This window comes from Massilia varians (assembly GCF_027923905.1).
Lineage (GTDB): Bacteria > Pseudomonadota > Gammaproteobacteria > Burkholderiales > Burkholderiaceae_D > Telluria > Telluria varians_B.
The window spans coordinates 5095068-5109070 of the sequence record NZ_AP026966.1 but is presented as its reverse complement, the minus strand read 5'-3'; the positions used below and the strand labels follow the sequence as shown (position 1 = coordinate 5109070).

Here is a 14003-nt window from a genome sequence, read left to right as displayed (position 1 = left end):
ATGTGACCGGAAGTGTTATTGGAAAGGCTGGAAAAGCGATGCCTGCAACCAGATATCCATTTACCGTCCGCCTGGTCGGTTTTGCGCCCCCTGAATGCGCCCGGCTCGAGAGCCTGCTGGCGCAAGCCCCGCTGGCGGGGCCGTCGTATTTTTGCCTGCACGACGACAGCTTGCAAGAGCCCGACCTGTACATCGCCGACGGCGCCAATCCGGCCGCCCTGGCGCGCCTGGCCTGCCTGCCGCCCGGCGCACCCCAGCCAATTCTCCTGATCGGCGGCGATGGCGCCAGCATCCGCCGCACCCTGCCGCGTCCCATCGAACCCGCCAGCCTGTACGTGGCCCTGGCCGAACTGCTCGATACCCGCGTGCAGGCGCTGGCCGCCCTGGCCGCGCGCGGCGAACGCTGCCTGCCCGAGCGGCGCCGAAGGCCGCGGCTGGCGCCGGACACCGAGGCGCCGGACTATTACCAGCGCTTGCGCCACGGCCCGCCCGACGGCGCCGTGCTCATCATCGACAAGGGCGGCGCCTTCCGCGACCATGTGGCGCGGGTCGTTGCCAATCCGCTTGCCAACCCCTTGAGCAGCACGTCCGGCGACTCCACCGTCGCGCGCCCGGTCGAATGGACCGACAGCAGCCGCGCCGCGGTACGCCTGTGCGACGAGACGCCGGTGTCGCTGGTCATGATCAACACCTGTGCGCCCGGCATCGAACCGTACAGCCTGAGCAGCGCCATCAAGTCCCAGGAAGGGGCGGGGCGTACCGCCGTGCTGTTTCTTGTCGGGCAATCGTTCAAGTACGACAGCCAGCGCGCCCGCGATGCCGGCGTGCGTGGGCTGCTCGACAAACCGGTGGCCGACCGCCACCTGCTGGCCACCTTCCAGAAGCTGCTGGCGCTACCGCTCAACAAACCTTGGTAAAAACTACTGTAATTGCATACAGTATCAACCTAAAACGGAAATCCCGCAAGCTGCCGCTTTTGCAACATCGCGCCGCGGCCCCGTGAGCTTTTGTAACAACTTCAAATCGTGCGCGGCCATGGCGCGGCTATATTGTTAGTCATGGCGCAAGACGAATCCCAACCACCTCCGGAAGTGCCCGGTCCTCCGATCGAGAAAGATCCCGAAGCCCCGGTGCGGGTGCCGGACCGGCGCGCGACCCAGGGGCAGACCATGCGCGGGCCTGCCAAGTACCAGCGCGACGGCGACACGCCCCTCGCCCTGGCCGGACGCGTGATCGGCTCGCGCTGGCGCGCCCTGCGCGAGCGCTTCAACCGCGATTTCATGAACCGTACCCTGCATATCGGGGTGTCCGCACGCATCTTCCATCCGGAACCCGGCGCCCGGGGTCTGCTTAGCAAGAACCTGCAATATCTCGAGGAATCGATCGCCCAATGGGTGATGTCGCGCGACGTGCTGGTGTTCATGATCCCCACAGTCAACACGAACGGCTTGCTCCACCCCAGCAACATCACCTTGCGCCACTATGCGCGCCACCTCGACGGGCTGGTGCTGCAGGGCGGGGCCGACGTCGCGCCGCAGACCTATTCCGAGGTGCCGACCCGGCCCGAATGGAGCGGCGACCGCGCACGCGACGTCTACGAGCTCGAGCTCCTGCACGAATTCGTCGACGCCGGCAAACCCGTGCTGGGCGTGTGCCGCGGCTGCCAGCTGATCAACGTCGCCTTCGGCGGCACGCTCCACCAGGACGTTGCCACCAACGTGCCCGATGCCCTGGCCCACGTGCAGGACATCTACGATGCGCACCGCCATGCGATCCGCTTCCCGGCCGGCTCCTCGCTCGGCAGGATGTTCCGCGGCGTCGAGCGGCCGGTCGTCAATTCGATCCACCACCAGGCGGTCAAGGAACTGGGGCGCGACATCCGCGTCGAGGCCTATTCCGAGCCCGACGGCATCGTCGAAGCGATCCGCTACGAGCGGGCCGACTTCGTCATGGGGCTGCAGTGGCACCCGGAATTCCACCGCGCCGGCGGCACCGAGCTGCTCGACTGCACGCCGGTGCTGGACGAATTCCTGCGCGCGGCGCGCGAGACCCGGCTGTAGTCAAGGCTTGTCCGCGTCTTCGCGCCGCCAGCGCATCCGCCGCTCGCCCCTGAAGCGCTGGATCGCGCTGTCGACCATGCCTTCGACGCTGCCTTCGCGCTCGAACACCCGCCGCAGCTGGGCGGCGTCGCTGCCCGTGCGCGCCGCCTGCGCTAGGTGCTGCAGCGCATCCACGCTGCCGAGCGCCTCGGCGTGCGGCATCATGTTCTCCAGCGTAGCCAGGATGTCTTCGCGCATCGGCACGTTGGCATAGGTCTTGGGATGCGTGATCGCGCCCTCCAGCCCGAAACGGCACGCCTGGAAGCGGTTGTAGTGGTAGACCAAGTAGTCGTCCTCGACCGGCGGCGCGTCGACGCGCTGGAGCAGGTGCCGGCACAGGGCCTGCAGGTAGGCCGCCAGCGCCGCCGCGCGATCCACCGTGAGCGGCGTGTCGCACACGCGCAGCTCGATGGTGCCGTACTCGGGCTTGGGCCGCAGGTCCCAGTAGAAGTCCTTCATGCTCTTGATGATGTTGGTGCGTTCCATCTTGGCGAAGTACACGTCGCTGAACTCCTGCCAGTTCAGGACGAAAGGCGCGCGCCCGCTCATCGGGAAGGCGAATACGGAATTGAGACGCGCCGAATCGAAGCCGGAGTCGACGCCCTGCACGAAGGGCGAGGAGCTGGACAAGGCGATGAAGTGCGGCAGGTAGCGGTTCAGCGCGTGCAGCAGGTACAGGGCGTCGTCGCCGCTGGCGCAGCCGATGTGCACGTGCTGGCCGAACACGGTGAACTGCTTGGCCAGGTAGCCGTACAGCTGCGACAGGTATTCGTAGCGCGGCTTGCTCGAGATCTTCTGTTCCGACCAGTGCTGGAAAGGGTGGGTGCCGCCGCCCGCGATGCCGATGTTGAGCATGTCGCCGGCCGCCACCAGGGTGTCGCGGATGGCATGCAGTTCGGCCAGGAGCGGCCCGTAGGACGCGTGCACGCTCGAGTTAATCTCGATCATGCTCTCGGTGATCTCGGGCGTCACGTTGCCGGGGAAGGGCTTGCGCTTCAGGAGGTGCAGCAGGTCGGGCGCGGCCGCGGTCAGGTTGAAGTCGGACAGGCTGACCAGCTGCAGTTCCAGCTCGACGCCGAAGGTGAGCGGCTGCGAGGGGGTGAAGGCTTCAAGCGGCATCGGTACGCTCCGTGGTCTCGGTGGATGTTTCACGGGCCCACACCAGGGCGCGCTGGATGATGACGGGGCCGAACACTTCGAGCAGCATCGTCACCGCGGCCATCGCGCGCAGTTCCTCGACGACGTGCACGCCCGCGTGGCGCGCATGCTCGATCAGCAGGATCACGAACACCGACAAGGGCGCCAGCCCCAGGCCCGTGAGCGCGCCCTTGCGCCAGGACACGCCGGACAGGTGGGCAAAGGCGGTGACGCCGACGGTCTTGGCCAACTGGCGCACCGCCACCACGGTGACCGCCAGCGCGCTGCCGGCGGCGACCTGGCGCCAGTCGAGCGTCGAGGCGGCGTAGATGAACAGCAGCACGGTCAGCACTTCGCCCAGCGCGCCGAAGTTGCGCTGCGCCTGGCTGAAGGCGATGCGGCGGTGGCGCGCCGTCAGGCCGAACACGAGGGCGGCGATGTAGGGCGAGAGCGAGCCGGCGTCGCAGATCGACACCAGGAGCACGATGGCGAGCGCGAAGGCGGCCGTGGCGTCGTGGCGCGGGTTGTGCAGGGCGCGCAGCAGGGCGGGGACGGCGACCCCGAACACCGCGCCCAGCAGCGCCGACCCTGCCAGTGTGACCAGGCTCTGCCACAGGGCTTCGCCCACCGCATCGAAGGTGTGGAAGATCCAGAAGCCGATGATGGCATTGAAGGCGAACACCGCCAGCACGCAGTTCAGCGCCGTCAGGTGCAGCACGCGCTCGGTGACCTGGCCCGAGCTGCGGTACTCGTTGATGACGCGGACGATGGTGGCGGGCGAGGTGCCCATCGACAGCGCGGCCATCATGAGGGCCACCAGTTGCGAACTGCCGAAGGCCAGCGCGACCAGGTAGACCAGCGCGAAGGTGAGCAGGCTCTCGGCCAGCCCGGCCACGCCGATCCAGGGATTGTGGCGCAGCCAGCGCAGGTTGATGCGGTAGCCCAGTTCGAACAGGATCAGGCCGAAGGCGATGTCGGCCAGCAGCGCCACCGGGCCGGCGTCGGGCGCCGGCAGCACGCCGATCTGGGTGCTGCCCAGCGCGAAGCCGACCAGGCCATAGAAGCTGATGCGGGGCAGGCCGGTGAAACGCTGGCCGAATTCGCCGGCCAGCCAGGCGATGGCGAGCGCGATCGGCCACGCAAGGCTGGTCAGGATGGGCAGCAGGTCCGGCATCGGAATCCTCTTGTAGCTGAGCAGTTTATCGTAGGGTGGGCGGGTTCCCCGCCCACGCGTTCAACCAGCGTTTGCACGGACGCAGTGTGATTAGCTGGAGCAAACTATCACCGCGTGGGCGGCACAGCCGCCCACCCTACGAGATGTTGGCAATTCTACAAGATGGCTTGCTGCGCACGATTGATGTGCGAAAGCTCCTACTTGCTAAGGAGGCGCATGGCCCGCTCCAGCCCCTCGAGCGTGATCGGAAACATCCTGTTATTCATGATCTGCCGGATGACCGCGATTGACTGCCGGTATTCCCACAGGTGTTCCGGCTCGGGATTGAGCCAGGCGAACTTGGGGAAGGCGCCCGTGAAGCGGACCAGCCAGGCGGCGCCGGCTTCCTCGTTGTTGTACTCGACCGAGCCGCCCGGCGCCAGCACCTCGTAGGGACTCATGGTGGCGTCGCCGACAAAAATCACGCGGGTGTCGTTCGGGTAGGTGCGCAGCACGTCCCAGGTCGGGAAGCGCTCGCTGTGGCGGCGCCGGTTGTTCTTCCACAGGTAGTCGTAGACGCAGTTGTGGAAGTAATAAAACTCCATGTTCTTGAATTCGCTCTTGGCGGCCGAGAACAGCTCTTCCACGCGCTCGATGTGGTCGTCCATCGAGCCGCCGACATCGAGCAGCATCACCACCTTGATGCGGTTCTTGCGCTCGGGCTGCATGCGGATGTCGAGGTAGCCGGCGTTGCTGGCGGTGGCGCGGATGGTGTCGTCCAGCGCCAGTTCCTCCGCCGCACCTAGGCGGGCGAAGCGGCGCAGGCGGCGCAGCGCCACCTTGATGTTGCGGGTGCCGAGCTCGCGCTCGTCGTCGTAGTCGCGGTAGCTGCGCTGTTCCCACACCTTGACCGCCGTGCGGTTGCGGCCCTGGCCGCCGATGCGGATGCCTTCCGGGTTGGTGCCGCCGTTGCCGAAAGGCGAGGTGCCGCCGGTGCCGATCCACTTGCTGCCGCCCTCGTGACGCCCCTTTTGTTCCTTCAGCAGTTCCTGCAGGCGCTGCTGCAGCTTGTCGTAGCCGAGCTTTTCCAGCGCGGCTTTCTGCTCGGGCGTGAGCTCGCGCTCGAAACGCTGGAGCAGCCAGTCGAGCGGGATGTCGGCCTTCTCGTCGAACACGGCGTCGACGCCCTTGAACCAGGCGCCGAAGGCGCGATCGAACTTGTCGAAGTGGGCTTCGTCCTTCACCAGCGTCAGGCGCGCGAGGTAGTAGAACTCGTCGAGCGAGGGCGCGGTGACGCCCCGCTGCAGGGCTTCCAGCAGGGTCAGGAATTCCTTGATCGTGACCGGGACCTTGGCGTCACGCAGGGTGTAGAAGAAATCGATCAGCATGGTGTCAAACCTTGGCGTGCCGCTCCAGGCGCTCGTGCAGGGCGCGCTTGATGAACGGCCATTCGCCCCGCAGGATGCTGTACATGACGGTATCGCGCACGCTGCCGTCGCGGCGCAGGGCATGGTGGCGGATCACGCCATCCTTCTTCGCGCCCAGGCGCTCGATGGCGGCCTGCGAGGCGTGGTTCTCGCAGTCGGTGCGCAGCCCGACCACTCCGCAGCCGAGGGTATCGAAGGCGTGCGACAGCAGGAGCAGCTTGCAGCTGGTGTTCACATGGGTGCGCTGGACGCTCCTGGCATACCAGGTGTAGCCGATCTCGACGCGGTCCACGCTGGGGACGATGTCGTGGTAGCTGGTGGTCCCCAGCACGCGGCCTTCGCGCGCGTCGACCACGGCGAAAGCGAGGCGGTCGCGGGTGTCGAGCGCGGTGCCGATGTACTGCGCCGCGTTGTGCGGCTCGGGCACGCTGGTCACGCGCAGCGTCCACAGCTCGCCATCGCCGGCGGCGGCGCGCAGGCCGTCCTCGTGGTGCGGCGCCAGCGGCTCCAGGCGCAGGCCGTTGAACTCGAGCGTCACCGGCGCCACCTTGATCATCGGTTGGTCCTCGACATGTAGACCAGGCGCTCGAACAGGTGCACGTCCTGTTCGTTCTTCAGCAAGGCGCCGTGCAGCGGCGGGACGATGGCCTTGCTATCCTGGCTGCGCAGGGCCTCGGCCGGGATGTCCTCGGCCAGCAGGAGCTTGAGCCAGTCGAGGAATTCCGAGGTCGAGGGCTTCTTCTTGATGCCGGCGACCTCGCGCAGCTCGTAGAAGCTCTGCAGGGCGCTTGCGAGCAGGTCCTGCTTCAGCGTCGGGAAGTGCACCTTGACGATGTCGGCCATGGTGTCCCGGTCCGGGAATTTGATGTAGTGGAAGAAGCAGCGGCGCAGGAAAGCGTCCGGCAGTTCCTTCTCGTTGTTCGAGGTGATGATCACCAGCGGCCGGTGCTTGGCCACCACCATCTCGCGCGTCTCGTAGACGTAGAACTCCATGCGGTCCAGTTCGCGCAGCAGGTCGTTCGGGAACTCGATGTCGGCCTTGTCGATCTCGTCGATGAGCAGCACGGTCGGCTCCGGGGCCGTGAAAGCCTGCCACAGCACGCCCTTGACGATGTAGTTGTGGATGTCGCGCACGCGCTCGTCGCCCAGCTGCGAGTCGCGCAGGCGCGACACGGCGTCGTACTCGTACAGGCCCTGCTGGGCCTTGGTGGTCGATTTCACGTGCCACTGCAGCAGCGGCATGCCGAGGCTTGCGGCCACTTCTTCGGCCAGCATGGTCTTGCCGGTGCCCGGCTCGCCCTTGATCAGGAGCGGGCGGCCGAGCGTGAGCGCGGCGTTGACGGCCAGTTTCAGGTCGGCGGTGGCGACGTAGGTGTCGCTGCCTTCGAAGCGTGGGGAAGCGTGCATGGCGTGGTCGGATGGGAGTGAAATGATGCCGAGTATATGCCAGAACCCGGGTGCGGACAGGGCTGCGCGCGTTTGTAGACTGGTGACAACTCTTCAGATAGAATCGACAGGTTGGTAGTCCATTTGCTAACTTTTTGTGCGTTTGCGGTATTCGAATTACAACTAACGAGCCACACCATGAAAACATCCTTAGCACTACTGGCATTGGCAGCGTTCGCCGTCAACGCCATCACGACCGGCGCGGCCGCCGCGGCGGAAGTTGTCGGCAATCCGAAAGCGGCACCGGCCAAGATCGAAATGTGCATCGGCTGCCACGGCATCCCGGGCTACAAGTCGGGCTTCCCCGAGGTCTACCGCGTTCCCATGATCGGCGGCCAGTCGGCCAAGTACATCGAAAGCGCGCTCAAGGCCTATCGCAAGGGCGAGCGCAAGAACCCGTCGATGATGGGCATCGCCGCTTCGCTGAGCGACCAGGACATCGCCGACGTCGCCGCCTACTATGCGCAGCAGACTCCCGCCACCGCCAAACGCTAAGGACCAGCCAATGAAAAAACTGATCTATGCGCTGGCTGCCGGCGCTTTCGCCCTGAACGCTTCGGCAGCCGACGTCTCCAAAGGCGAGGCGCTCGTCAAGAAATACAACTGCGCCTCCTGCCACGGCGCCGACTACAACAAGCCGATCGACCCCAGCTATCCGAAGCTGGCCGGCCAGCACCCCGACTACCTGACCCACGCCCTGCGCGCCTACAAGCGCGGCGCCGGCGCCAATGGCCGTACCAACCCGATCATGGCGGGGCAGGTGCAGCCGCTGTCGAACAAGGACATGGCGGACATCGGCGCTTATCTGGCCAGCCTGCCCTCGCAGTTCGTGGTCAGCAAGTAACAAGACACGGCAGCGGTTCCGGCTGCCAGCTGGTAAACTGTCGATCCCCCCGACCGGGCAACCGGCGGGGGGATTTTGCTTTCCGGAGCCCCGATGCCGCTATTTTCCCCGTCCCACCTCAAATCCAACCTGCTCAGCGGCCTGACCGTCGCCCTGGCCCTGGTCCCCGAGGCGATCGCGTTCGCCCTGGTGGCCCAGGTCTCGCCGCTCACCGGCCTGTACGCCGCGGTACTGGTCTGCTTCATGACCTCCGCGTTCGGCGGCCGTCCCGGCATGATCTCGGCCGCGGCCGGATCGCTGGCGGTGGTGATGGTGGCGCTGGTGGTGCAGCACGGGGCGCAGTACCTGTTCGCGGCCGTGGTGCTGATGGGCGCGCTGCAACTGCTGTTCGCGGCCGCGCGCCTGGGCAAGTTCATCCGCATGGTGCCGCACCCGGTCATGCTCGGCTTCGTCAACGGCCTGGCGCTGGTGATCTTCGTCGCCCAGTTCGGCCACTTCAAGACCCCGGGCCCGGACGGCGCCATGCAATGGATGGGCGGCCCTGAACTGGCCACCATGCTGGCGGTCGTGGCGGCCACCCTGGCGGTGATCTACCTCACGCCGCGTTTCACCAAGGCGGTGCCGAGCACCCTGGTCGGCATCCTGGCGGCCAGCGCCGGCTGCGCGCTGCTGGGCATCGACACCAAGACCGTGGGCGACCTCGGCTCGATCGCCGGCGGCCTGCCCAGCTTCGCGGTGCCGGAGGTGCCCTGGAACCTGGAGACCCTGCGCATCGTCTTCCCGTATGCGCTGGTGCTGGCCGGCGTCGGCCTGATCGAGTCGCTGCTGACGCTGACCCTGATCGACGAGATCACCGACACCCGCGGCCAGCCCAACCGAGAATGCCTGGCGCTGGGCGCGTCCAACGTCGTCACCGGCTTTTTTGGCGGCATGGGCGGCTGCGCCCTGATCGGCCAGAGCATGATCAACGTGAACAGCGGGGGCACCGGGCGCCTGTCGGGCATCGTGGCTTCGCTGTCCCTGCTCGCCTTCATCCTGGTCGGCTCGAGCTGGATCGAGCAGATCCCGCTGGCGGCATTGATCGGCGTGATGTTCTTCGTGTGCGAAAAGACCTTCGAATGGGGCACGTTCCGCCTGTTCGGCAAGGTGCCGCGCGCCGACGCCCTGGTGATCGTGCTGGTGGCGGGCATCACCCTGGCCTTCGACCTGGCGGTGGCGGTGCTGGCGGGGGTGATCGTGTCGGCGCTGGTGTTCGCCTGGCAGCACGCGAAGCAGATCGGCGTGAAGACCTCGACCGATGCGCAGGGCTGGAAGGTGTATGAATTGGAAGGTACGCTGTTTTTTGCCTCGGTCGCGAATTTCAATGAGCTGTTCAGCTCGAAAGAAGATCCGCAGGACGTGGTGGTCGAGTTCCGACGCGCGCGCGTGGCCGACCATTCGGCGATCCAGGCCATCGACGCCCTGGCCGAGCGCTACCGGGCGCTCGGCAAGCGCCTGCACCTGCGCCACCTGAGCCCGGACTGCCGCGAACTGCTGGAGAAGGCGAAGGACATGATCGAAGTGAACCTGCCGGAAGACCCGCGCTACCACGTCGCCGACGACAAGCTGGGCTGATTCGGGCAGAATGGCAGGATTGACAAGCATGTAGCCACACGTGTCGACGACCATCCTGTCCGGACTCTTCCTGCTGGCAATCGGCCAGGGCCTTTTCCTGGCCGCCGTGCTCCTGCTGCCGGGCGCGCGCCGGCCGGAACTGCGCGCCGCCAACGGGCTGCTGGCCGCCCTCATGCTCCTGTGCGTGGCGGTCGTCGGCCATGCCTGGCTCGGCCTGGCCGGCTTGTACCAGGACTGGCCGCACAGCGCGCTGGCGGTCCTGCCGCTGGGCTTCGCCAGCGGCCCGCTCCTTTACCTGTACTTCGCGCGCATCCTGCACGAGCGCCCCCTGGACCGCTCCCAGGCGCTGCATTTCCTGCCCTTCGCGCTGGCCACGCTGGCGCTGCTGCCTTTCTACCTGCAGCCGGCCGCGGCCAAGCTGGCCTGGATGCGCGGCCTGGACGGCCCGCCCTGGTACGTCGCCGCGGCGGCGCTGGCCAAGCTGCTGATCTTCCTGGCCTATGTTCGCGCCTGCTACGTCCTGGTCGGCCGTGCTTCGGCCCAGCCGCTGGCCGCCGGCCTGCGCCGCCTTCTCGGGATCTGGCTGTTCGGCGGCGTGCTGAGCATGCTGGCGCTGGCGCTCGAGTTCGCGCTGGTGGCCTTGCCGGTGTCGGCCGACGTGGCCGGTGCGCTGGTGCTGCTGTATTTCCTGTACGCGACCGCCTACCTGGCGATCCGCCAGCCGCTCGGCTACCGGCTTCCCGCAGCCGCACCGGCGGCGCCGCCCAAGCCGCGCTATGGCGAGCGCGCGCTGGCGGACGCCGAACGTGGGGAATTTCTGGCGCGGCTGGAAGCCTGCATGGACAAGGAGCAGCCCTGGCGCGACGGCGAGCTGAAACTGGAAGCGCTGGCCGAGTGGCTGGCGTTGACGCCGCACGAGCTGTCGCAGCTGATCAACAGCGCCTGCGGCGCCAACTTCCAGGACTACCTGAACCGCCACCGGGTCGAGGCGCTCAAGGCGGCGCTGCACGACCCGGGCAGGTCGGGATCGACCATCCTCGACCTGGCCTTGGCCTCCGGCTTCAACAGCAAGAGCGCGCTGAACCGCGTATTCAAGGCGCATACCGGGATGACGCCGGGCGAGTTCCGGCGCCGCGAAGGGGCGCTTCCGGGCGCATAAGCAGGTCCCGGATCATGATCCGGGACGCCGGCACCCCTGTGTGAGCCCACACTCCAGGCTCGATTCAACGTTCACTGGAGTTCACGCATGAAGTGCAAGCCATTGCTCGCCGGGCTGCTCGCCCTGGCGCTTGTTCCCCCCGCCGCCGCCGAGGCGATCTGGATCACCAACGTCAAACTGGTCTCGCCCGAGCGGCTCGAGCGCATCGAAGCCGGCAGCGTGCTGGTGGAAAACGGCCGCATCGCCGCCGTCCACCGCGGCCCGGGCGGACGCATGCCGCCCGGCGCCCGGCGCGTCGACGGCAAGGGCGGCTATCTGACGCCCGGCCTGATCGATTCGCACGTGCACCTGCACGCGGTGCCCGGGATGAGCCTGGAACAGGCGCGGGAACAGCAGGCGCTGGCAGAAAGCTACCAGCGGCAGCTGCCCCGTTCCTTCCTCTACTACGGCTACACCACCGTGGTCGACCTGGCGGTGGCCGACATGGGGGTGATCGCGCGCTTGCGCGCCGCGCCGCTGCATCCCGAGGTGGTCCATTGCGGCCAGCCGCTGCCGATGGCGAACGGTTACCCGATGTCCTTCCTGCCCGCAGACAAGCGTTTCGCCGCCTTTCCGAATTCGGTCTACGATCCGGCCCGGCCCACCAGCGTGCCGCCCGGCTACCGCCCGGAGGAGCACACGCCCCAGGCCGGCGTGGCGCGGGCGAAGGCGGCCGGCGCGGTGTGCGTGAAGACCCACTTCGAGCGCGGCTTCGGCCGCGAGCGCAACCTGCCGGTATGGAGCCCGGCCCTGTTCGCCGAGGTGCGCGGCGCCGCCCGCGCCAACCGGATGACCCTGGTCACCCATGCCAATTCCTTCGAGGGCCAGCGCTTCGCGGTGGACAACGGGGCCGACGTGCTGGCGCACGGCATGTGGCACTGGGGCAGCCTGAACGGCAGCAAGGAGCTGCCCGGTGAGATCCGCGCGCTGCTCGACCGGATCGCCGCGGCCGGCATCGGCTACCAGCCGACCATGCGCGTGCTAGTGGGGCTGGACGCCTATTTCGACCGAGGCTACCTGGATCACCCGGGCGTGCGCAAGGTGGTGCCCAAGGCGCTGGCCGACTGGTACGCCACGCCGGGCGGGCAATGGTTCGGGGAAGAGCTGGCGGAAGGGCACAGCCATGAGGAGATGCTGGAAGCGGGCCAGGCGCCGCTGCGCCGCCTGCGCCAGGTAGTGAAATACCTGGCCGCGCGCGACGCCAACATCCTGTTCGCCACCGATACGCCGTCCTCGCCGACCTACGGCAACCTGCCGGGTCTGAACGGCTTCCTGGAGATGCAGCACCTGGCCGAGGCCGGCCTGAGCCCGGCCCAGGTATTCCGGGCCGCGACCATCAACAATGCGCGCGCCTTCGGCCTGCTCGACCGGCTGGGCAGCATCGAGCCGGGCAAGGACGCCAACCTGCTGCTGCTGCGCGATTCGCCGCTGGCGAGCGTGCAGGCCTGGGACGGCATCGTCACGCTGTGGGTGGGCGGCCGGCAGGTCGAGCGCGAGGAGCTGGCGGCCGGCGCGCAGTGATCAGCCGCCGAGTTTTGCGTAGGTCAGCTCGGGCGTGGTGCAGCTGGCCGCGATCTGGGCGTCGATGGCCTGCTCCTGCTCGGCCCTGGCATGCGCGCGGTACCAGTCGCCCATCGCCGCCAGCGCTTCGCAGCGGCGTACCTGGCCTTCGCTGCGCGCGCCGCCGGCTTCCGCCAGGAGTTTGTCGGTCGACAGGGTGCCGAGGTAGAACTCGCCGATCGGTTTCGGCCATTCGTCGCTCGCGGTGCGCGCGAAGATCGCGGCCAGTTCCGATTTCGCCAGCTCGGGCTGGCCGGCGCGGACGCGCGCGAGGTAGAGCCACAGGGCGCCGTGGCGTTCGGCCGGCAGCTTGTCGAGCGCGCTGCGCAGGCGCGCCGCGGCGCCGGCATAGTCGCGCTGCACCAGCAGCTCATGGCCGGTGTAGAGGTTGGCATGGCCGTTGCCGCCCTTGGCCGCCTTTTCCAGCCACTCTTTGGCACGCTCGCGGTCCTTCGCCACCAGCTTGCCGCTGCGGTAGGCGCCGGCCAGCGTGAACTGGGCGTCGGCGTTGCCGGCCTCCGCCTCGGCCAGCACCCAAGGCTCCAGCGTGCGCCGCTGGCCGAAGGGCTCGCCGCCCACATAGGAAAAGTACAGCTTGTTCTGGCTCAGCGCGAACAGCACGCGGTGGGCGCGCAGGAAGTCGGCGCCCAGCACCACGTCGGCCATGTTCAGGCCGGAGTTTTCCACGCCCATCTCGGCGTTCTTGACCGTTTCCTCGCCAATCTGGAAGGTGGTCGTCACATGCCAGCGCTGCGCCGCGTAGTTGCCGATGCCGCCGATGTCCGAGCCCTTCGTGACGCCCGGACCGTCCAGCGCGATCCCGGCGCGCTTGGCGGCGTCGGCGGTGATCATGGAGGCGAAGGCGCCGGTGTCGATCATCGCCTCCAGTTCCTTGCCGTTGATACGCACGAAGAACTTCGGATTCATGTGGTGTTCGTCGTGACGCCGCAGCGGGATCGCCTGCACGTCCTTGCCCCAATAGCCGAGCCAGGTGCCGCCGCATTTCTCGGGGACGAAAAAGCTCAGCTGCTTGGTCGAGAGCGAGATCTCGACGTCGGTCTGGAACAGGAAGGGGGCGCCCAGGATGCCGTCGTAGGAGGGGGTGTCGCCGAAGCTGCCGATCACCGGCATGTTGCTGCGGCCGGCACGGACCGGGCCGACGATGAATTCATTGACGATCGAGGCATAGATCGGCGAACTGCCGCCGAAGCCCTGGGCATGCCTGCCGGTGGCGTACAGGCGGATGCCGCGCCGCTCGGTGCCGGTGCGCGTCAGCGCAGTCGCATAGGCGCCGGTGTCGACCAGCAGTTCGGCCGGGGTGCCGTTGATGCTGCCCTCGGCCGTGATTTCCAGGCCGGTACCGCTATAGCGCAGCGGCAGCCTGGCGATCGGCGTGTAGGTGCAGGTCTGCGCCGCGGCATGGGCGAGCGGGAGGAGGGCGCAGGCCGCGCCCAGCAGGCGGAGGATCGTCTTCATATGTACATATTAGGAGCGGAGTTGTATTCCCGGCAATCCCATATGCATA

Annotated in this window: 13 protein-coding genes; 7 read left to right on the top strand and 6 right to left on the bottom strand. The window is 67.5% G+C overall.

The genetic code is table 11. From position 1 onward, the window contains the following. Positions 1–38 precede the first annotated feature (38 nt). Together MasN3_RS23020 and MasN3_RS23015 are read left to right on the top strand one after the other, a co-directional pair. Positions 39–917, top strand: coding sequence for a response regulator (locus tag MasN3_RS23020; protein WP_281910526.1), 879 nt, complete (start codon positions 39–41; stop codon positions 915–917). Positions 918–1058: 141 nt separating this feature from the next. Then, entirely contained in the window at positions 1059–2060 is a 1002-nt protein-coding gene (locus MasN3_RS23015; protein ID WP_281910525.1) for a gamma-glutamyl-gamma-aminobutyrate hydrolase family protein, read from the top strand. Here the strand turns inward: MasN3_RS23015 and MasN3_RS23010 are convergent, their stop codons facing one another. The 5 genes from MasN3_RS23010 to MasN3_RS22990 all read right to left on the bottom strand — a co-directional run bounded on the left by MasN3_RS23010 (position 2061) and on the right by MasN3_RS22990 (position 7223). Further along, entirely contained in the window at positions 2061–3218 is a 1158-nt protein-coding gene (locus tag MasN3_RS23010; RefSeq protein ID WP_281910524.1) for a YbdK family carboxylate-amine ligase, read from the bottom strand. Further along, entirely contained in the window at positions 3208–4410 is a 1203-nt protein-coding gene (locus MasN3_RS23005) for a cation:proton antiporter (RefSeq protein WP_281910521.1), read from the bottom strand. Before MasN3_RS23005 ends, MasN3_RS23010 begins: the two co-directional genes overlap by 11 nt. A 197-nt stretch (positions 4411–4607) precedes the next feature. Then, entirely contained in the window at positions 4608–5777 is a 1170-nt protein-coding gene (locus MasN3_RS23000; protein WP_281910520.1) for a vWA domain-containing protein, read from the bottom strand. 4 nt (positions 5778–5781) lie between these two features. Then, a complete protein-coding gene (locus MasN3_RS22995; protein ID WP_281910519.1) occupies positions 5782–6372 on the bottom strand; it encodes a GNAT family N-acetyltransferase in 591 nt (196 codons plus the stop codon). Beyond that, positions 6369–7223 (bottom strand): AAA family ATPase, encoded by an 855-nt coding sequence (locus MasN3_RS22990; protein ID WP_281910518.1) that lies wholly within the window; start codon positions 7221–7223, stop codon positions 6369–6371. The genes MasN3_RS22995 and MasN3_RS22990 overlap by 4 nt, the downstream gene beginning before the upstream one ends. 177 nt (positions 7224–7400) lie before the next feature. Here MasN3_RS22990 and MasN3_RS22985 point away from each other — a divergent pair, with 177 nt between their 5' ends. From MasN3_RS22985 to MasN3_RS22965, 5 genes are all read left to right on the top strand, one after another. Then, positions 7401–7757: a c-type cytochrome gene (locus MasN3_RS22985; protein WP_281910516.1), complete on the top strand. Its 357-nt coding sequence runs from the start codon at positions 7401–7403 to the stop codon at positions 7755–7757. 10 nt (positions 7758–7767) lie between these two features. Next, positions 7768–8106 carry a c-type cytochrome gene (locus MasN3_RS22980; RefSeq protein ID WP_281910515.1) on the top strand — a complete coding sequence of 113 codons (339 nt, stop codon included), beginning with the start codon at positions 7768–7770 and terminating at the stop codon, positions 8104–8106. Between the two features lie 93 nt (positions 8107–8199). Further along, complete coding sequence (locus MasN3_RS22975) at positions 8200–9720, top strand: SulP family inorganic anion transporter (protein ID WP_281910513.1); 1521 nt, start codon at positions 8200–8202, stop codon at positions 9718–9720. A gap of 40 nt (positions 9721–9760) precedes the next feature. Beyond that, a complete protein-coding gene (locus MasN3_RS22970; protein ID WP_281910512.1) occupies positions 9761–10879 on the top strand; it encodes an AraC family transcriptional regulator in 1119 nt (372 codons plus the stop codon). Between the two features lie 87 nt (positions 10880–10966). Continuing rightward, positions 10967–12439: an amidohydrolase family protein gene (locus tag MasN3_RS22965; RefSeq protein ID WP_281910511.1), complete on the top strand. Its 1473-nt coding sequence runs from the start codon at positions 10967–10969 to the stop codon at positions 12437–12439. Here MasN3_RS22965 and MasN3_RS22960 read toward each other — a convergent pair whose 3' ends face one another. Further along, the gene (locus tag MasN3_RS22960; protein ID WP_281910509.1) at positions 12440–13954 is read right to left on the bottom strand and encodes an aspartyl protease family protein; all 1515 of its coding nucleotides are present in this window, start codon (positions 13952–13954) and stop codon (positions 12440–12442) included. Between the last annotated feature and the right edge of the window lie 49 nt (positions 13955–14003).